This is a genomic window from Candidatus Beckwithbacteria bacterium (assembly GCA_012797845.1).
Lineage (GTDB): Bacteria > Patescibacteriota > Microgenomatia > UBA1400 > UBA1449 > JAAZOH01.
On the sequence record JAAZOH010000029.1, the window covers coordinates 11,895 to 29,961 of the forward strand.

Annotated in this window: 21 protein-coding genes and 2 tRNA genes; 10 read left to right on the forward strand and 13 right to left on the reverse strand. The window is 37.0% G+C overall.

Annotated features, from left to right (window positions below):
- Positions 1-8: 8 nt before the first annotated feature.
- Positions 9-395: a cupin domain-containing protein gene (locus GYA49_03770; GenBank protein NMC36138.1), complete on the forward strand. Its 387-nt coding sequence runs from the start codon at positions 9-11 to the stop codon at positions 393-395.
- Here GYA49_03770 and GYA49_03775 read toward each other — a convergent pair.
- The 7 genes from GYA49_03775 to GYA49_03805 form a co-directional block, all read right to left on the reverse strand.
- Positions 385-978 carry a type 1 glutamine amidotransferase-like domain-containing protein gene (locus tag GYA49_03775; protein ID NMC36139.1) on the reverse strand — a complete coding sequence of 198 codons (594 nt, stop codon included), beginning with the start codon at positions 976-978 and terminating at the stop codon, positions 385-387. The genes GYA49_03770 and GYA49_03775 overlap by 11 nt on opposite strands.
- Complete coding sequence (gene pheT / locus GYA49_03780) at positions 979-3,027, reverse strand: phenylalanine--tRNA ligase subunit beta (GenBank protein NMC36140.1); 2,049 nt, start codon at positions 3,025-3,027, stop codon at positions 979-981.
- Positions 3,027-3,434 carry an NUDIX domain-containing protein gene (locus GYA49_03785; GenBank protein ID NMC36141.1) on the reverse strand — a complete coding sequence of 136 codons (408 nt, stop codon included), beginning with the start codon at positions 3,432-3,434 and terminating at the stop codon, positions 3,027-3,029. Before GYA49_03785 ends, pheT begins: the two co-directional genes overlap by 1 nt.
- A gap of 74 nt (positions 3,435-3,508) precedes the next feature.
- Positions 3,509-4,558: a phenylalanine--tRNA ligase subunit alpha gene (gene pheS, locus GYA49_03790; GenBank protein NMC36142.1), complete on the reverse strand. Its 1,050-nt coding sequence runs from the start codon at positions 4,556-4,558 to the stop codon at positions 3,509-3,511.
- Positions 4,559-4,795: 237 nt separating this feature from the next.
- Entirely contained in the window at positions 4,796-5,137 is a 342-nt protein-coding gene (rplT, locus tag GYA49_03795; GenBank protein NMC36143.1) for a 50S ribosomal protein L20, read from the reverse strand.
- An 86-nt stretch (positions 5,138-5,223) separates the two neighbouring features.
- Positions 5,224-5,412, reverse strand: a complete 189-nt coding sequence (gene rpmI, locus GYA49_03800) for a 50S ribosomal protein L35 (GenBank protein ID NMC36144.1) — start codon at positions 5,410-5,412, stop codon at positions 5,224-5,226.
- Between the two features lie 50 nt (positions 5,413-5,462).
- Positions 5,463-5,987 (reverse strand): translation initiation factor IF-3, encoded by a 525-nt coding sequence (locus GYA49_03805; GenBank protein NMC36145.1) that lies wholly within the window; start codon positions 5,985-5,987, stop codon positions 5,463-5,465.
- Between the two features lie 53 nt (positions 5,988-6,040).
- Here GYA49_03805 and GYA49_03810 point away from each other — a divergent pair, with 53 nt between their 5' ends.
- Positions 6,041-6,397 (forward strand): hypothetical protein, encoded by a 357-nt coding sequence (locus tag GYA49_03810; protein NMC36146.1) that lies wholly within the window; start codon positions 6,041-6,043, stop codon positions 6,395-6,397.
- 62 nt (positions 6,398-6,459) lie between these two features.
- Here GYA49_03810 and GYA49_03815 read toward each other — a convergent pair whose 3' ends face one another.
- Entirely contained in the window at positions 6,460-8,229 is a 1,770-nt protein-coding gene (locus tag GYA49_03815) for a threonine--tRNA ligase (protein NMC36147.1), read from the reverse strand.
- 415 nt (positions 8,230-8,644) lie between these two features.
- Here GYA49_03815 and GYA49_03820 point away from each other — a divergent pair, with 415 nt between their 5' ends.
- Complete coding sequence (locus tag GYA49_03820) at positions 8,645-9,385, forward strand: thioredoxin domain-containing protein (protein NMC36148.1); 741 nt, start codon at positions 8,645-8,647, stop codon at positions 9,383-9,385.
- Here the strand turns inward: GYA49_03820 and GYA49_03825 are convergent, their stop codons facing one another.
- Entirely contained in the window at positions 9,386-10,579 is a 1,194-nt protein-coding gene (locus GYA49_03825) for an RtcB family protein (GenBank protein NMC36149.1), read from the reverse strand.
- A gap of 48 nt (positions 10,580-10,627) precedes the next feature.
- Between GYA49_03825 and GYA49_03830 the strand changes: the two genes are divergently transcribed.
- Together GYA49_03830 and GYA49_03835 are read left to right on the forward strand one after the other, a co-directional pair.
- Positions 10,628-11,686 carry a hypothetical protein gene (locus tag GYA49_03830; protein ID NMC36150.1) on the forward strand — a complete coding sequence of 353 codons (1,059 nt, stop codon included), beginning with the start codon at positions 10,628-10,630 and terminating at the stop codon, positions 11,684-11,686.
- 9 nt (positions 11,687-11,695) lie between these two features.
- Complete coding sequence (locus tag GYA49_03835; GenBank protein NMC36151.1) at positions 11,696-12,682, forward strand: hypothetical protein; 987 nt, start codon at positions 11,696-11,698, stop codon at positions 12,680-12,682.
- Positions 12,683-12,712: 30 nt separating this feature from the next.
- On the opposite strand, the gene GYA49_03840 is transcribed toward GYA49_03835, so the two are convergent.
- A tRNA-Val gene (locus tag GYA49_03840) sits at positions 12,713-12,786 on the reverse strand.
- A gap of 46 nt (positions 12,787-12,832) precedes the next feature.
- A complete protein-coding gene (locus GYA49_03845; GenBank protein ID NMC36152.1) occupies positions 12,833-13,234 on the reverse strand; it encodes a response regulator in 402 nt (133 codons plus the stop codon).
- 55 nt (positions 13,235-13,289) lie between these two features.
- Between GYA49_03845 and GYA49_03850 the strand changes: the two genes are divergently transcribed.
- The 4 genes from GYA49_03850 to GYA49_03865 all read left to right on the forward strand — a co-directional run bounded on the left by GYA49_03850 (position 13,290) and on the right by GYA49_03865 (position 15,582).
- Entirely contained in the window at positions 13,290-14,372 is a 1,083-nt protein-coding gene (locus tag GYA49_03850) for a threonylcarbamoyl-AMP synthase (GenBank protein ID NMC36153.1), read from the forward strand.
- A gap of 63 nt (positions 14,373-14,435) precedes the next feature.
- Positions 14,436-14,969: a hypothetical protein gene (locus tag GYA49_03855; protein ID NMC36154.1), complete on the forward strand. Its 534-nt coding sequence runs from the start codon at positions 14,436-14,438 to the stop codon at positions 14,967-14,969.
- Positions 14,970-15,090: 121 nt separating this feature from the next.
- Entirely contained in the window at positions 15,091-15,414 is a 324-nt protein-coding gene (locus tag GYA49_03860) for a hypothetical protein (GenBank protein ID NMC36155.1), read from the forward strand.
- Positions 15,415-15,508: 94 nt separating this feature from the next.
- A tRNA-Gly gene (locus tag GYA49_03865) sits at positions 15,509-15,582 on the forward strand.
- A gap of 96 nt (positions 15,583-15,678) precedes the next feature.
- Here the strand turns inward: GYA49_03865 and GYA49_03870 are convergent.
- A complete protein-coding gene (locus GYA49_03870; protein ID NMC36156.1) occupies positions 15,679-16,569 on the reverse strand; it encodes a hypothetical protein in 891 nt (296 codons plus the stop codon).
- Positions 16,570-16,597: 28 nt separating this feature from the next.
- Entirely contained in the window at positions 16,598-17,533 is a 936-nt protein-coding gene (locus GYA49_03875) for a Zn-dependent exopeptidase M28 (GenBank protein NMC36157.1), read from the reverse strand.
- Positions 17,534-17,617: 84 nt separating this feature from the next.
- Between GYA49_03875 and GYA49_03880 the strand changes: the two genes are divergently transcribed.
- Positions 17,618-18,067 (forward strand): hypothetical protein (locus tag GYA49_03880; protein NMC36158.1); only part of this gene is annotated, 450 nt, incomplete at its 3' end.

Consider the following 18,067-nt stretch of genomic DNA (forward strand, 5'->3'; position numbering starts at 1 on the left):
AAATCTTTATGAAATTAATCAGAGCTTGCGATAAACAGTTCGAGTCCGCTTCCCACGAAGACTCTAAAAATCCTGGAGTTTTGAAAAAAGTCATGCTGACCTATCAGGATTTTATTAAAGGTTTTGTCCCAATGGTCAACTGGGCTAAGCTACCAGTTGGTAAAAGTTTTGTACCTCACTATCACGAAACTATGCAGGAAATCTTTATTATGACTAAAGGTAAAGCGAAGATGATTGTTGATAAGAAAAGCTTTATTTTAAAACCCAAAGATGTGATGGTAGTTGATAAACACGAAGTTCACGAAATGATTAATATTGGTAAAACTGATGTTTTTTATGTGGTGTTTGGGGTAAGTGAAGGAATTGAAGGAAAGACTGTTATTGTTACTCAATAAGTTTAGCCTTGTTTCCTTCTATAAAAATAGCTTGATTATCAGTTATTGTTTTAATTTTATATTTAGCATTTTGAACAAGCTTGTCTACGATTGTTTTATCTTTTCTTTGATAGTGTGGCACTATAACAAAATCAACAAACTCAAGCCCAGTTGTATCTTGCATACTAACAACATTTTCATCCCAAGGTGCACTCACTTCAATATCTGGTCCCATTACGATACTTCCAGCACTGACTCCAACATATAAACCTTGGTAGTTTTGTAAACTTTTTTTAAAATTTACCTCTCTCATCTTATTCAGCAAATAAAAAGTGCTTCCCCCGCAAACATACACCACATCATAGATTTTTATTTGCTCAGGTTTTAGTTCGTAATCAAGGTCATAAACCTGAATGGTCTTAATTTCTAGATCAAGTAATTCTTGTTTTGACTCTTCAACATATTGAAGCTCTTCTTTTGTTCTAGAAGCAGTAGGAATAAAAAGTACAGCAATATCTTTAACTGGTTTACTGATAGTTTTTAAGAAGAATTTAGAAATAGTAGGATTTATAAAACCAGCAGAAGTTAGTAGAAATTTATTCATTTACACTTCTCCTTCCAGCTTCATTCCCAGCTCTTCAATGGCCGCTACGAATTTTCGGCGGATGGGAGCGACATCTTGATCAGTTAGATTTTTCTTTTTATCTAGATACATTACTTCCAAGTTAATTTTGTCCTGATAAAAACCGATGATATTGACACTTTGAATAATTGAATCGACTTGTTTACCTACTTCTATAATTTTGGTAGCCGGAACTTGGTTTTGGTTGTAAAACGTGTAGTTTTCAACAATAGGTGGATACTTAGGGATTGGGGTGTATTTTTTATTTTTATTAGCTGCTAAGGTTAAAGCATCACAATCAAGTTGAGCGATCGTAATTTCTTTTTTCAAAGCAAAATTTTCCTGAATTTTCAGAGCAATTTGACCAATAATTCCAATTACCTTGCCATCTCGTGTGATGTTAGCTTGAATAGTTGGACTAAAAAGCGGATGTTTTTCCTTTTCAACAGGTTTAATTCCAAGCTCAATTCCCAGTTCTTGACCCAATGCTTCCAAAGTTCCTTTGATCTCCAAAAACTTTTTGCCGGTTTGGGCCAAGATTAAAGTCATGGCTTCGTTAGGAAGATCATTTTGACGAGGCAAATAAATATTAGCCATTTCAAAAAATTGTAAGCGTTCTGCCCTATCTTGATTATTTGCCAGTGATTGTAAAATCGAAGGAATTAAACTTTGGCGCATGTAAAGCCAATCAACAGTCAAAGGATTTTTGATTTGTAAATGCTTTTTGGGATCAGCGCCAACCTTTTCCAAAAGCTCCTGTGAGACTAAAGAATAGGTGTAGTTTTCATAAAAACCCCAATGTTTGAGAGCTTGCTTGATTTTGTCTTCCCAATAAAATTGTGATTCCTGGGGGTTTGGCTGTGGGAACTCTCCAGTGACTAAACGGCTAGGCACATTATGATAGCCATAAATCCGAGCCACTTCCTCGACAATATCTTCAGGGATGGTGACATCATGAGTTCGCCAAGTTGGAACGACAGTATGTAGTACTGAGGATACAGAATTGAAGGATTTTCCATGTTCTGTTTTTAAGGTTGGTTTAAAACCTAAACCTGTGAGGGTTTTAGTCACAAAATTAGGTTCCAGCTTGACGCCAATCCGATCTTCAATAAATTGAAGTGAGCAAGTTATGCTTTGGTCTTTGGGTTTATCGGTATAGACATCATGTAATTTGGAAGCAATTTTGGCTTGGGCAATTTGCTGATAGAGCTCGATACCTCGCAAAATTGCAGTTTTGCCAAGCTGCGGATCAACCCGTTTTTCATTAAGGGTGACGGCTACGGTTCTAATCCCCAAGGTCATAGAGGTTTGGCGCATCAGTTTGGCGTTATTGTTATCAATAAATAAAACAATCCGTTTGGTTTCATTATTAACCACGCTGTTTTTAGTACCCATAATCCCTGGTAAATCAATAATTTCACCACTAGTATCTTCAATCACAATATCACCACCCGGCAATTCATACTCTTTGCCGTCCAAGGTCACCATGTGTTCGCCTTTTTTAGAAAGCCGGAAACGCAGCAGATGCCCTTTAATTTTGTCATAATCAAAAACATGGCAAGGATGGCCAATTTCAGTCATGACATAGTTGGTCACATCAATCACATTATTAAGACTGCGGATGCCAGCGGCTTCCAATCTTACCTTGATCCAATCCGGTGATTTGCCAAGCTGGACATTGTCCATAACCATAGCCATAACCCTATGAGTTAAATTAGCTTGAGTTTCAATTGTAAGTGGCAAAGTTTTAGTGGGAGTAGTTAGTTTGTCTTTGATGTCTAAATTTTTAAGTTTAGCTTTAAAACCAAATTGGGGCAAAATGACTGCAGCTTCACGGGCAATGCCATAGACTGACATCATATCAACCCGGTTAGTTGTGATCTCGATATCATACAGCCAGTCGTCCTGACCGTGCTTTTCAACTTTTTCAACTGAAGGACCGCATAAGGCTAAACTATCCCGAATTTCTTTGGGCTTAGCATTGGTATCTAAAAAAGTCCGTAGCCAGGAATCTAAAATTTGAATATTCATTAGAGTATGTGTAATTTTTTAAATAACCTTACTGATGGTTTTGGTAATTTTAGATTTTTGATATCTTCTTTTTTTACCCATTTAACTTCAGCTAAATCATCGCTAGCCTTAGCTTCTCCAGCTTTAACTTGGCAACTGAAGCTCAAAAAGACATAATGTACATCTTGACCATTACTTTGAGTATAGTCCTCATCAAAACCTATTGGTTTGATATCATCTATTTCCAAATTAGTTTCTTCCATAATTTCCCGTTTTAGTGCTTTTTCCAAAGACTCATCTTCCAAATTGACTCCACCACCAGGCAAATGCCAAGTATTAGGATAAGGACCTCTACCTTGCTTTTGCCAGCCAAATAAAATTTGTCCCTTTTTTTCGATGACTGCAGTAACTATAACTCGTGCTTTCATTCATTATGTCATCTCGAGTTTGTCGAGAGATCTTTTCAATAAGATTTCTCCACTACGGTCGAAATGACAAGATATTAAAACTGTTTTAAAAAGCGCACATCATTTTCAAACATGGTGCGCAAATCATCTAAATGCACGCCAGAGCGCATCATATACACCCGCTCTACTCCCCAACCAAAAGCAAAACCAGTGTATTTATTTGGATCTATCCCACCAGCTTTTAAAACATTAGGATGGACCATGCCTGAACCGCCTAATTCATGCCAACCCTGCTTGCAGGTGCGGCATTTTTTACCACCAACCATACCGGTGCCTAGACAAACAGCACAATTGATATCGACCTCAAACGAAGGCTCGGTAAACTGAAAATGAAATGGTCGCAAACGGGTTTTACGGCCAGGGCCATAAAACTGGCGGGCAAAATAGTCCATGGTTCCTTTGAGATGAGCAATGGTAATGCCTTTATCAACCACGAGACCTTCAAATTGATGAAACATAATAGCGTGAGTTACATCCTGTTGACGGCGATAACATTTCCCAATATTAATCATACGAATCGGTGGTTTACTGCCCAAACGCAGCATTTCCCGGACCTGGCCGTTGGAAGTATGAGTAGCCAGTACGGTTTTGCCATATTTAGGATGTTGAGGTGCATCAATAAAAAGCGTTTCCCATTCATCCCGGGCCGGGTGATCGGCTGGCATATTAAGAGCTTCAAAATTGTAGTAATCCCATTCGACTTCCGGATAGCGAGATCTGGTAAAACCAATCCCGGAAAAAATTTCATCAATTTCAGCAATAGTTTGAGAAACTAAATGAGTATGACCTTGAGGCGGTTTGACGCCCGGCATGGTCACATCAAACCAGTCTTTTTGAGTTTTACTACTACCCAACTCTTGCTCTTTTTGGGTAAAAACCTGTTCCAATTCTTTTTTGACCTCATTGGCAGTTTTACCAAAAGTTGGTCGTTGCTCTGCTGGTATGGTAGTAATTTGAGCAGTAGCTTTTTTCAAAATACCATTTTTACCTAAATAGTTGGTTTTGAGTTCCTCTAAATCTTTGACACTTTGTATGTCGTTTAATGCTGAAATGGCTTGGAGTTTAATAGTTAATAAATCTTGCATATGGTTTATCTTAACAGATTATTAATCTAAGGTGTTACCCTCCTTCGCTTTTGATATTTCACTCGGCTTATTCAGCCGTGTTTCATTCAAGATGCTTCGGCGGGTGTTGCACTATTGTAATAGATAAAAGTGCAACAAAAAACCCACCGATTTGGTGGGTCTAGCGTCACAAAAAATTACCCACCGTTTACTGCTGGGTAAAGAAAAAGAATCTACTAGTGACACTATTTGTTTTCATTACTTAACCTTTTTGACGATTTGTTCAAAAACGTTGGGATTGTGCAAAGCTAGTTCAGCCAGCATTTTACGGTTTAAGCTAATATTAGCTTTTTTCAATTTATCCATGAATACGCTATAACTTAATTCGAAAGAAGTTAAACCGGCATTAATTCTCTGAATCCAAAGGGTGCGAAAATCTCGTTTGCGGCGTTTGCGGCCATGGAAAGCATATTCACCAGCATGAAGCTCGGCCTGTTTGGCTAGCTTAAACCGCTTATGAATGGTCATGCGCATACCTTTGGCGGCATCAAGTATTTTTTTGTGTTTACGATGGCGGACTATTCCGGTTTTTACTCTCATATTAATATTTTGTCATTCTGGAGGTCTTTATGAAATAAAGACTGATAGAATCCTGTATGAGATCCTATCGCTGCGCTCCAGGATGCTTACAGCACCTTTTTTAACTTTTTAGCCACTTTGCCAGTTACATAATTGACTTGTTTCTGGCGGCGGCTTTGTTTTTTAGACTTACTGGCTTTCAAATGACGCATACCGATAGTTCGGCGCAGAATTTTGCCAGTTTTGGTCAATTTAAAACGTTTGCTAATTGATTTTCGAGTTTTTTGTTTTGGCACAATAGTAATAAAAACTAAGAACTAAAAAGTAACGACTTTTACCTTCCTAGTTATTTATTTTGTCCTGTTGGTTTGATCACCATGGAAAGCATTTTCCCTTGCAATTTTGGCTCAGATTCTACCTTGTAATACTCTTCTCCTAGTAGCTCTAAAGCTTCATTCATAACTCTGTCACCAAAATCTTTTCTGGTAATTTGTCTTCCAACAAATTTAACTGCTAATTTTACCTTATCTCCGTCCTCAAGAAAAGACCTAATTTTTTTGACCCGGTTTTCCAGATCACTGCGGCCGATAAACGGAGTAAAACGGACTTCTTTGAGATCTTGGCTTTTACCCTTTTTATTGCCAGCTTCAGTTTTTTTCTGTTCGTTATACCTAAATTTTCTAAAATCAACAATCCGGCAAACGGGTGGATTAGCTTTTTCGGTCACCTCTACTAGATCTAAACCTTTTTGTCTGGCTTTAAATAAAGCTTCGGTGGTAGCTATAACACCGATGTTCTCACCAGTTTCGTCGATGACGCGGACTTCAGGTGCTTTGATGTATTGGTTAAGTTTATAGTATTTTTTAGCCATGTATGATATCTTATCAGACAAGTTAGATTTATTCAATCAAATCAAAATAAAATATGGGTAAAGAAAACTTAGGTGTTTCAGAACAAACTATTAAAAAAGTGATCATGGCTGTTTTAGATTCAGGCAGTAAATTAACTATAATAGAAATATTGAGACAGACAAAGCTATCAGAAAACACTATTTTAAAGACCTTGGGATTAATGGATTGTGTTTCTTATTATTCTAGTGGAGTATGGAATTTTGATCGTCCAAGGAAAATAGGATATCTGCCATCGGGCTGTAAAGATTGCCGCCTAGCGGAATTTGGTTCAGTCTGTATTATTCATGGGACCATGTCTGTAGGGTCAGTGCAGGAGCAATGTGATTTGATATATGGGAATGTTCCTTCTGGGGAAAATTTTGGAATATAGCAAAGTATGTAAAAAGGCTTGGCAGAGCCAAGCCTTTTTAAAAATAATTCACTTGTTTCAGCTTACCAAATCTTTTTTTGTTCAATATCTTCCCTGATGAGCTTTTCAAAATCTGCTAGTTTCATGGTGCCTAGATCTTTACGGCCTCGAGCTCTGACAGCCACTTGACTACTCTGCTCTTCTTTTTCACCAACGACTAGCATGTATGGCACTTTCTGTTTTTCAGCTTCACGAATCCGTTTTTGCATGGAATCATTGCTGTTATCTACTGCAACTCTGATATTTTTTTCAGCCAGTGCTTTTTTGAGACTTTGAGCATAGTCATCAAATTTTTCAGAAATTGGCACTATGACCACTTGAGTTGGAGCTAACCAAACTGGAAAAGCCCCAGCATACTGCTCAATCAATACTCCCATAAAACGTTCAAATGCTCCCAATAACGTTCTATGAACCATGTATGGTCTCTGCTCCTTACCATCTTGATCGATATAAGTTAAGTCAAATCTGGTTGGGAGGTTAAAATCAAACTGAATAGTTGTACCCTGCCATAGCCGTCCAATAGCATCTTCAGCCTTAAGATCAATTGATGGACCATAAAACTTAGCCCCACCCGGATCTTCGGTAAAATCTACCCCTCTTTTTTTCAAAAGATCCCTCAGGGTATTTTCAGCAGTTTCCCACTCTTCCGGCTTGCCAGCATACTTGTCTTTGTTGGCCGGATCATGCACCGAAAGTTCATAGTGTAAATCATCGAAACCAAAGACTTTATTCATCTCCAGAGCAAAGTCTAGAACTCCTTCGACCTCATCCAGAAGCTGTTCTTTAGTACAGAAAATATGCGAATCATCCTGCGTAAAACCCCTGGTTCTTAAAATACCATGACGAACTCCTTCTAATTCATATCGATATACAGTTCCTAGCTCACAATACCTAATTGGCATTTCTTTATAGCTGTGAGGTTTGGATTTATAAATCAAAATATGACCATTGCAGTTCATGGGTTTGACATAGTACACATCGTTACGTTCGTCAGTCATAGGAGGGTACATGAGATCTTTATAAAAACCAGTATGACCAGATGTATCCCATAAAATCTTTTTACCAATATGAGGAGTGTATACATATTGGTAACCTTTCTTTCTGTGTTCTTGACGCCACCACAATTCAATTTCTTCCCGGGCAGTAGATAAATTTGGATGCCATAAGATCAAACCTGGTCCCATATCTTCGCTTTGGCTAAAGAGGTCAAGTTGACTATTTAAAATTCGATGATCCCGTTTTTTAGCTTCTTCAAGCATGTGAAGATGTTCTTGTAATTCTTCCTTGCTGCCAAAAGCGGTGCCATAAATTCGGGTCAGCATTTTATTTTTTTCATCGCCATGCCAATAAGCCCCAGCTACTGACAAAAGTTTAAAAGCCTTTACTTCTTCACTGTTGTCAACATGAGGACCGGCACACAGATCAACAAATTCATCCTCACTACCCTTACCGGTCCAGTAAAGCGTAGCTTTTTCACCTTTTTGCTCAATTTCATCGAGCCATTCCTGCTTGTAAGGATTGCCTTCAAAAAGCTTTTGGGCTTCGGCAATTTCTACCGCCTGTTGCTCAAATGGCAATTTTTTATTGACTATTCGCCACATTTCTTTTTCGATTTTGCCAAAGTCAGCTTCAGTGACTTTCTGGTCTCCTAAATCCACATCAAAATAAAAACCTTCATCAATGGCTGGACCCATGGCCATTTTCATATCTGGATAGAACTTACGCATAGCCATGGTTAGGATATGCTCGGCGCTGTGGCGGATTTTAACTAATTGTTCATTTTGTTGTGACATATGTTTTTTGTCATGCTGAGCGGAGCAAAGATTCTTCAGTCATTACATTCCTTCAGAATGACAGTATGTAATAAATTTTTAATCACTTTTTGCCTATGCAGAACCATGTGGCTGTTTTATCTGCATAGGCAGCTTAGTAGTTTTTTGTAATGTATGTTTCATATTTTGGCATCAAAAAAACCGCCCTTATCTAAAACAAGAGGCGGTGATCCGCGGTTCCACTCTAATTTATTACTTATTTAACCCCAGTTAGGCTGGTTTGCCTTCATCTAGCAGATTGGTGAGTTCTGTTTATGTGATGAATTACAAAATTATATCAGAAAAAATAACAAATTACAGCTTTATTTTTTTGATGAATACTGCTAGTATTAGCAGTCATTACTGCAAGATTATTAATCATTTTTGTTTAAAACCTATGGATGCTAAAAAATCTCTCACTACTCCTATATTAATTGGTTTGCTGGTTGTTGCCTCTTTTTTTGTAGGAACTTTATATACCAAAGTTCAAATTATGGAGCAGACCACTAAAAATGCTGCAGCTAATCAAGAAGCTAATAATCCTAGTGCTGCCAATGTCAAAAAGGAAGATACTCAACCTACTGAAGAAAATGCTGTTGGAAAAGTGGCTGGTGTTTCTACCACTGACCATGTTAAAGGTGCCCAAAATCCTAAAATTACTCTTATAGAATATTCAGACTACGAATGTCCTTTCTGTGCTAGGTTTCATGCTACTACTAAAGAAATCTTAGATGCATATGGCGATAGTGTGGCTTTAGTGTATCGGCACTTCCCATTAAGTTTTCATCAAAACTCAGAAAAATTAGCTGAAGCTTCTGAATGCATTGCTGATCTTGGTGGCAATGAAGCTTTTTGGAATTTTACTGACAGAGCTTTTGATGAAACTAATCCCATTGATCCTGCTAATTTAGGAGCAGTGGCTGCAGAGCTTGGTGTTGACCAAACTGCTTTTAATCAGTGTTTAGATAATGGTAAATTCAAACAAAAAGTAGCTGACAATTTGTCTTCCGGTCAAACTGCTGGTATTCAGGGAACTCCCGGAACGGTTATTATGGTCAACGGTGAAGCCAAGGAGCTTATTCCTGGAGCTCTGCCATTTGACCAGGTTAAGCCGATGCTGGATAAATACCTGGATTAACTAATCCCCTTCTCCCTTAATCGAAATAATCGGTTTGAGAGTGTGGATGATTTCAATCAAATCCTGCTGATTTGCCATAACCTTAGTAATATCTTTGTACGCTCCTGGAGCTTCATCTAGGTATTTGATTGAAGCTTTAGTAAATGTATCTTCAAGGCTTTGATGAAACGCATTGCCATCAATAGTTTTTCTAGCTTGAGTCCGGCTCATAATCCGTCCCGCTCCATGAGAACAAGATTTATAAGAATCTGGATTGCCTTTACCTTTGACAATAAAACTAGGTGTCCCCATAGAACCAGGAATAATTCCAACTTGATTTTTAAAAGCCTGAGTAGCGCCTTTGCGGTGCATGACAAGTTCTTCTCCAAAATGAGTTTCAAGACTAGCAAAATTATGATGGATATTAATTCCATCCCGGCGGATATTACTTTTTTTCAGTTTATACCCAGCTGTTTGTGCAACTTGAACAAAAGCTTCGTATAGCATAGCAAGCATTTGCCAGCGGCTTTCCAAAGCATAGGTAATTGCCCAAGTCATATCGTGTAAATAATCCTGACCTTCTTTTTCATCAAGATGTAAAAACCACAAATCTTTGGGGGTTATTTCGTGTCGTTTGATGTTTAGCTCTTGAGCTAGCTGATTATAATATTCAGCAATTCGCAGCCCTATATGTCTTGAGCCAGAATGGACCATCAACCAAATACTTTCCTCTTCATCATAGGAAGCTTCCAAGAAATGATTCCCGCCTCCCAAAGTCCCAATTTGTTGGCTAGCTCGATCCATAAGTTTTTGTAAAGGCTTGGCTGCTAAGCTGCTACTAATTTGGCCCATACCTTGCTTATCTTTAAAATAGTTGAAGCCAGTGGGAATAGCCCGATCGACTTTACTCTTAAAATTCATCCAAAACTGTTTGTTCATACCCTCTTTATCAAATGTTAGCTGGGTGTTAAGTCCACAAATCCCGCAACCGATATCTACTCCAACAATATTAGGAATGACAGTTTTTTTGGTAGCTACTACTCCACCGATAACCGCTCCTTTGCCCAAATGAACATCTGGCATAATAGCAATATGCTTAAACAGCGAAGGAATCTGGAGCATCAACTCGATTTGAGCTAAACATTGTGGTTCTATCTCTTTCAGTTTTTCGACCCAAATTTTGGCAATTCTACCTTTGTTTTGAAATATAACCATTTTCAAATTGACAATCTAATTAAATAAACCGTATTATAAATATACCTTATGCAATCTCCATTTTCATTGATTGGTAAATCGTGGTCGGGTCGAGCTTTAATTACTTATAGCTTAGGAGTCTTTATTTTGAGTGGTATTTTGGGTGGCACTGCTTATTTGACAAACTCTTCCCAATCAATTTCTCAAGCCACTCAAAAACAAACTCCCCAGGTGTTTGTAGCTGAGGAAGTAATGTCGGCTGAGAAAAAAGATCTAAGCTTTTTCTTTAATGTTTGGCAACGAGCTGTTGATCGCCAAGCTTCATTTGATGAACTCAAACAATTAACTTTAGGCGGCGGCGGCCGTTTTGAGAATATACCAGTATTAAAAATTGGTAAAGAAACTTTATATGGAAATGACCTAAATTACTATTTTTTGTTTTATCATTTTGATGAATATTGGCATGATCAAGTTATTCCTGAGAATAGTTTTAATGATGTAGTTGATGCAATAATTACTGACTCTACTGTTTTGCAAGCAGCAGCAGATAAGCAATTGGTTACTTTAGATGACCAAGTTTTTAATAATCAAAATAAAAACTACACACTTAGAAATCAGCTTGTTAGTCAAACTAAAAAGCTTTTATCAAATAAGTTAGTAGAAAAAATTTCTGGAGAATCAATTGCTATTTGGTTTAACAATGATGTTGTACCAATAGATGTTGAGCAAGGTAAAACTTTAGCTCAACAAAAAATAGAAACATTATATGAACAGTTGAAAAACGGAACTATTACCATGGCAGAAGCTGGAAATATTATAGCCAATGATTCTGAGATAGGCAGTAGTATTGATCCAGCTTATCAAAACAATGCTTATTATGTGTTTGTTGATAGGGAAAAAGATGACTCACCATTTATTTTTGATAATTTAAATGCTGAAAGTTGGAGTTTGGGTGAAGGACAAATGTCACCTATTATTATTGGAACTGATAATAACGATCCTAATAAAGAATATTTATTTACTATTATTAAAATTACTAAGCGGTCAGGAACAATTACTGACAAAAACTCAACCGAATTAATTGATTCCATGGTTAAAACTATTGATAAACAAAACTTGTCGCTTTAATAAAAACGTATGAAAAAAGTTTTACTGCTCATAGCTCAAACACTTACTTTATGTATAGTATTTTCTCAAGTAGCTTTAGCTAATGACGCCACAGTAACTGGCAAGGTTTATTTGAGGCAAGATGGTAAAGATGATGTACCGATTCCAGGCGTTGTTGTTTATAGGCAGGATAAGGAAAATAGGTCAGCTGGTTGGGTTGGTATTCCTAGCATTACTAATAATGAAGGTATGTATGGATATTACCATGATCATGCTATCGGGACAGGCGATGATTGTGGTGATGAAGGTCATTCTGGCAGTAATCGTAATTGTAAGGCTTTAACCATAGGTCAAAATGCTGATCAAATTGCTTGTCTTGGCCATTATCATTGTGGTTTTTCTTGTAATACCAATAATAATACTCCTCAATGGTGGTTGGCATATTTTCCAAAAAATTTTGACACTACTTTTTTTACTAATCAAGCTGGAGTTTATTTTAAGGCTAATGACATGAAAGGTGGAGGCTCATGGTCGGTCAGCAGTGGTTCAACTAGCTATATAAGTATTCAAGCTGGAGGTAGTAATTGGGTTGTCCAAGCTGAAAATTTTGGAGAAGTTACTTATGATTCCAATGAGTGGCTTAAGAGCAATACTACAGCTAATCAAGGTAGTATTGGTAATATCAATATTTATTGGACGCCAGGTGAAGAGCCAAAATTTGCTTGCACCGAATTAAGTAAAAATCTTGAAAATGTGAATATTGGTGATCAAGTAGCCTTTACTTGTTCTCATGATATAAGTGTTTATACCTTTTCCCACTACAATTATCGTATCAAAGAGCCAAATGCCACTGATTGGGATGAAAAAACCGAATGGCAAAATTTACCTGGAGCTACACCAGCCTACACTATTCCCGCTTCTGGTAGCTATGCAGTTCAATGTCAGGCATGTAGAGAACCAGTTGGTGATGAGACTGAAGAAGTATGTACTCAGTGGGGTCAAGCTAATCCCAATTAACTAAATAATTATCCCTCTTTTAAATTGCAGTGGGTCCGACAGGACTTGAACCTGTGACCTCTTCGATGTCAACGAAGCGCTCTAGCCAGCTGAGCTACGAACCCATTTAAAAAGAACACTTGATTATAACATGAAAAAGCAGTTTGGAATTTAGTTTTGTTCAGCTAAAACCTGTTTAATGCTGGCAATTATGACATTATTATCTTCAGTTTTACTGATAAATTGTTTGGCAATTTGCAAATATTTGTCCAAGTCTATTTCTTCTTTAAAAAGTTTAGTAGGCATAGAGGTCATTAAAATAATAGCTGTGTTATCGAGAGCAATGCTTTCATATAATTTTTGCAACATAGAAAGCCCCTGCTCTTTGCTGGGAAAAAAGACATCCTGTAAAATGAGGTTATAGTTTTTCTGGCTAATAGCTTCTAAAACCGATTTTTCGTTGTTGGCAATGTCGACCTGATATCCTTCTTTTTGGAGCAGAAGATGCAAAATATCAGAAAATTGAGGATCGTCGTCAGCAATTAAAATTTTTATAGCACTTACGTTTTGCATAGCTTAATCTTATAATACTGTACTGTCTAGAAAATACTAAAGTCAAGACATATCTATGCTGATTCAGAAATTTAATAAAAGCAAAGCAAAAGAAATTATTGCTACTGCTTGCCAAGTATTAAGTCGTGGCGGCTTAGTGGTGTATCCGACTGAAACTTGTTATGGTCTGGGCGCTGATGCCACTAATCCTGAAGCTATTGCTAGATTACTTTCTTACAAGCGTCGCCGTGAAGGCAAACCTTTATCAATTTTGGTGAAAGATAAAAACATGGCTGAGGACTATGTCTACCTAAATGATTCAGCCAAAAATCTGTATAACAATTTTTTACCTGGACCAATGACCGTGATTTCCAAAAGCAAAAATAAGGTTGCTCCAAACGTTGCTTCAGAATTAGGAACCTTAGGCATCCGAATTTCCTCTCACCCTATTCCAATGGCTTTGGTGTCTCAATTTGGCAAGCCGATCACTGCTACTTCAGCCAATGCTTCATGGCAAAAAAAACCTTACACTATTGCTGATATTTTAAAACCATTATCAGCTAAACAAAAGGAAAAACTCGATTTTATTATTGACGGCGGTGCTTTACCAAAACAACCGGCTTCTACGGTAGTTGATACTACGCTACTTGATAGCATGGTGTTGCGAGCCGGAGCTATTAAACTTCAAAAAGTTTCACAAATATTTACCTCTCACAGTGAAACAGAAACCATGCAACTAGCTCAAACTTTACTGCTAAGCTATTGGAATCAAATCCGCAAATGGGGTTTATTAATCGCACTGTTGGGTGACTTAGGTAGTGGTAAAACTATTTTTACCAAAGGAGTTGGCCAATTTTTACAGATCAGAGATCACATTACTTCACCAAGCTATACGTTGGTCAATGAGTATCCTTTTAGCAGACATAAGGTATCTGGTATGCTTTACCACCTTGACCCCTGGCGTTTGGAAAACTTTGCTGACTTTAGTAAACTAGAAGTAGTTAAGATGCTTGCTCCAAATCAGATTGTGGTGGTCGAATGGGCCAGTAAGTTTTTACCACAATTGCAAAAAATGGCTGAGAATCAAAATAGTTCTTTCCTGGTGGTCAGTTTTGCTGATAAAGGTAAAACAACCCGCCAACTAACTATTGCCAAGTAATACTTGCAGGAAAGCCTCATTTTTTGTACTGTAAAACTAGGTATTATTAAAATTTATTTACCTATGAAACTGCCCTTTTATTTAGTGCTAGCTAGCACTACCTTGTTCGCTGCTTGTTCACTGCAAAATATTCCCAACCCTATTAGCTCCCCTTCTCCTTCAGCAAGTCCCAAAACCCAACAAAGTTCAAACCCAACTCCTGCCAATTTTGAAAATATCAAAAAGCAAGTTGATACGGCTTTGGAAAGCTACTCAAACCCCAAGAGAGCCACGCTGCGACGCGATGACTGGACCAGAGCAGGTAAGGTCTATATGCAATATGATAAGACTCTAGATAAAACTCTATTTTGGGTGGAGCTGACTGATTTTGCTAAACCGCAAGCTGGCTCTCTCACTGTTTATCTTCTTGATACCAAACAAAAAGAAGAAAAAGACCAGAAGCTCAATGTCGGTACGATTAGCTTTGATAAAGATGGCCAAGGTTTACTCTATTTTGAATTTCCAGGAAAAGGCAATTTTTACTCATATCTTAAAGTCGTAGTTGAGCGCAACAAAGAAAAAGTTTTAGAAGCTAATTTTAGTCCAAAGCTATCATAAGATAGGTTTGAAATACGCTTTATTATGTGTCATCCTGACTCCGCCTTGGCGGGGAAGGATCTTTGCTTAAAGATTCTTCGTCATTGTATTCCTCAGAATGACACTAAAATATAGTTAATCTATGAATCAAGAAGTTCCAGAGTGGCGCGGCCAACCATTTTCAATGAAAGCTATGTCTGAAGAAACCGAACGGCTTTTTCAAAAATGGCTTAAAATCCAAATCGCCCAATATTATTGGAATATGTTTTTTAAAGTAGTTGTTTTTCTTTTGGTGATAGGTAGCCTGGTTTTTTCAACGATTACTTTAGCTCCCTTGCTTGAAAGTCAGTTGGGAGTGCTGCAACAGCTCCAATCGTCGGTCAATATGATCAATGGTAAAAGTTCAAATTCACAGACTGATACGATCAATCAGCTATTAAATCAGATTAATTCCTCGAAAAAATAGATCTTCAAAATTTGGCTTTTAGGATTTATACTATCAGAGTTCTTTGTAAAATGAATTGTCTGCCAAAAATAAATAATTAGGCAGATAAAAAAATGCGGGTATGGTATATCGGTATTACCTCAGCTTTCCAAGCTGATGAGAGGGGTTCGACTCCCCTTACCCGCTCCAAGAAATGCCTGGTTTAAACCAGGTTTTTTTGTTTTTAGACGTTAGCTTGGAAGTGAAATATACCGGTAACGAGATTAGAGTCTCTATATAGATAATTTAAATATTACCTTCTTCCAGTTGAGATAAAAATTCTGAAAGATGAAAGCTATTTACTACTAGAATATCCATTTTTGTACCAAAATCCTTATTACCTGTTTTTAAGACATTAACTTTATCTAGTGGTGTCGAATGAAAGTGAACAGGTAGTGGATATTCATAGAGTAGATATGGTTGTTCATCTAGTGAAGCTTTGGTGAAAGGTATTTCTCCGGTTTTGGGATTTACATCTTTTGGATCAAAATTACAAATCCATAGTTTAGCTGTTGTTACTATTGTTGGTATAAAAATCTGATGAATATATGGCATTTCTGACTTTCCTGACAAGGTCTTACTATTAACAATTTCTTCATTAACAACGGACTTTGTTGCTAAAGCTATTTGATGAGCAGCATTCATAATAGCTGCATTAGAAGTTCTAGTTTTATCTCCATCTTTTTTATATTTTAAATAATTTCCTCTAGTTTCCCATGCATCACTTGTTGGAATCCAATCAAGAGCAACCATTGGACTAAGCATTGATATTGTTTGCCATTTGTTTTCTTTACCCGTGATAAGTTGGTGTTCAATTAATGATCCCGTAAAATGTTTTAGGTGTTTTTTACTAGGATGAGAGAAAAATACCCAATCAATAAATTCTGGGTTATTTTTTTTACACTCTATGAGTACAGTAAGCAAAATAGTTTTTTTGGCAAATTGGGCATAAATATCCAGACTACTTTGTTCACCAATGAAAGGTCCGTTATGAGGAGGAAATTCAACAGGGTAGTTGATTGATACTATATTCCAATTAGACTTTTTTATTTCTTCCTGACACCATCTTTCAAAGAAAGTCCCCTGGATGTTTAATGAGTGAATGGTCCAGTCTGAATCCGTATTAGGTTTAGTCATAATCAAAGTGTGATCCTTATGGCTAAAGTCACTTTTTAGCAATTTCTTTAGTTAGCGTTTCTTGTGCGGCTCTCAAATATTTTTCCTTAAGAATTTCTAGTTTATCTTCGGTTGAATGAAAATATTTCATCATTGGGGCTTGGTCGTTTTGTAGCCAAAAGACTTTATTTCTGATTTTATCCAGCATCTTGACTTGTAAAACCCAATCTAAACCATTTTGGCTAAAACTAGGAGTTCCTATCCCTACTCCATCAAGGACAAAAATCTTTTTTGCATTTGCAAGTAAATTGCCATATTTTTTCTCAAAAACTCTGAAACCATAACCGCTCAATTTGTAATCATCATAAGCTATTTCTTCGTTGCCAGAAAAATTAAATAAAGTGTTTTCAAGCAATCTTTGATTGTCTACAAAGCAAGCCATCATAACTGCTACTGCTCCGGCATTATCAAGAGCCCCTGGGCCAATGATGGAATCAAAATGAGCAAAAACAATATGTGTCGGATTTTTCAGATTGCCGACCAAAATATTTTCTGTATTAATCTTTCTTTTTTCTACTTCAACAAAGCCTTTAATAGTTTGAGCCATCACTATTTTGGTGATATCTTTTCTAGAAATAGTGACGCTAGGAATTTTAAAATGATCAACTACACTAATGCTGTCAGTAACTGGGCTATAGGCAATATTGTATGGAGTTTGGCCGCTGTAGCCATAATGACTAACTAAATAGTTGCCATCTGGAATTTGACCGCTGACAAGGCAACTACCTAGACACGAGATTGCTTTACCATCTGCAATCAGCTTGGCTTTTTTGACAGCAGGGACTTGAGCAGTAAAAGGTTGTGTTTTGTAGGGAATACCATATGATTGCAAAAAATCTTCAATGATTCTGGCGGCTACGATTTCTTTTTCGGCGTAACGTGGACTGATTTGGGTAAGCTTAGTAAGCAAAGGGTGAAAGTTCATGGACTATTTTATCTAGTTTTTGATTATAGCATTTACTAAAACTTATTTTAAAATAAGGTTACAAAAATAGTGTATGATGAAGCTATGTTGAGTTCTTCTGAAGAAAAATTTATCCGTAATAACATTAGCAATTACTATCAAGTTATTAGCTGCAACACTCATCTTTTTGGCGAACCATTTTTGGAAAACAACTTTCTTTATTATTTTGATGGTACGGTAATTACCCTTATTTCTCCCAGAATGGCAGGTGAAACTACTGAAAGCGCAATCAATCAGACTATCAAAAAAATCCTAGCCAAACATAATCCCCAAAACCTGATTTTTTGGGGAGAATCTCCTACTCTGACTATTGCATCAGTTTCAACTTATCATTTAGATAAAAAAGTTTTGCAATCCTATCAGCGAGAACTAGTTTTTAAAACCAGTGATTTTGTAGCTTCTAAAAAATATAAAAGCTATCTTCACAAAGCCAATCAGGAAAAACTGACTATCAATCCTGCAAAAATTAGTTACTACAAAGCTGCTTATACTCAT

What these genes read in the sequence shown, in the direction of transcription:
- GYA49_03870 (NMC36156.1), bottom strand. Translation starts at nt 16,569, where the DNA reads ATGACTAAACCTAATACGGATTCAGACTGGACCATTCACTCATTAAAC.
- GYA49_03770 (NMC36138.1), top strand. Translation starts at nt 9, where the DNA reads ATGAAATTAATCAGAGCTTGCGATAAACAGTTCGAGTCCGCTTCCCAC.
- rplT (NMC36143.1), bottom strand. Translation starts at nt 5,137, where the DNA reads ATGAGAGTAAAAACCGGAATAGTCCGCCATCGTAAACACAAAAAAATA.
- GYA49_03860 (NMC36155.1), top strand. Translation starts at nt 15,091, where the DNA reads ATGAATCAAGAAGTTCCAGAGTGGCGCGGCCAACCATTTTCAATGAAA.
- GYA49_03815 (NMC36147.1), bottom strand. Translation starts at nt 8,229, where the DNA reads ATGTCACAACAAAATGAACAATTAGTTAAAATCCGCCACAGCGCCGAG.
- pheS (NMC36142.1), bottom strand. Translation starts at nt 4,558, where the DNA reads ATGCAAGATTTATTAACTATTAAACTCCAAGCCATTTCAGCATTAAAC.
- pheT (NMC36140.1), bottom strand. Translation starts at nt 3,027, where the DNA reads ATGAATATTCAAATTTTAGATTCCTGGCTACGGACTTTTTTAGATACC.
- GYA49_03855 (NMC36154.1), top strand. Translation starts at nt 14,436, where the DNA reads ATGAAACTGCCCTTTTATTTAGTGCTAGCTAGCACTACCTTGTTCGCT.
- GYA49_03845 (NMC36152.1), bottom strand. Translation starts at nt 13,234, where the DNA reads ATGCAAAACGTAAGTGCTATAAAAATTTTAATTGCTGACGACGATCCT.
- GYA49_03785 (NMC36141.1), bottom strand. Translation starts at nt 3,434, where the DNA reads ATGAAAGCACGAGTTATAGTTACTGCAGTCATCGAAAAAAAGGGACAA.
- GYA49_03825 (NMC36149.1), bottom strand. Translation starts at nt 10,579, where the DNA reads ATGGTTATATTTCAAAACAAAGGTAGAATTGCCAAAATTTGGGTCGAA.
- GYA49_03775 (NMC36139.1), bottom strand. Translation starts at nt 978, where the DNA reads ATGAATAAATTTCTACTAACTTCTGCTGGTTTTATAAATCCTACTATT.
- GYA49_03805 (NMC36145.1), bottom strand. Translation starts at nt 5,987, where the DNA reads ATGGCTAAAAAATACTATAAACTTAACCAATACATCAAAGCACCTGAA.
- GYA49_03830 (NMC36150.1), top strand. Translation starts at nt 10,628, where the DNA reads ATGCAATCTCCATTTTCATTGATTGGTAAATCGTGGTCGGGTCGAGCT.
- GYA49_03810 (NMC36146.1), top strand. Translation starts at nt 6,041, where the DNA reads ATGGGTAAAGAAAACTTAGGTGTTTCAGAACAAACTATTAAAAAAGTG.
- GYA49_03820 (NMC36148.1), top strand. Translation starts at nt 8,645, where the DNA reads ATGGATGCTAAAAAATCTCTCACTACTCCTATATTAATTGGTTTGCTG.
- GYA49_03875 (NMC36157.1), bottom strand. Translation starts at nt 17,533, where the DNA reads ATGAACTTTCACCCTTTGCTTACTAAGCTTACCCAAATCAGTCCACGT.
- GYA49_03850 (NMC36153.1), top strand. Translation starts at nt 13,290, where the DNA reads ATGCTGATTCAGAAATTTAATAAAAGCAAAGCAAAAGAAATTATTGCT.
- GYA49_03835 (NMC36151.1), top strand. Translation starts at nt 11,696, where the DNA reads ATGAAAAAAGTTTTACTGCTCATAGCTCAAACACTTACTTTATGTATA.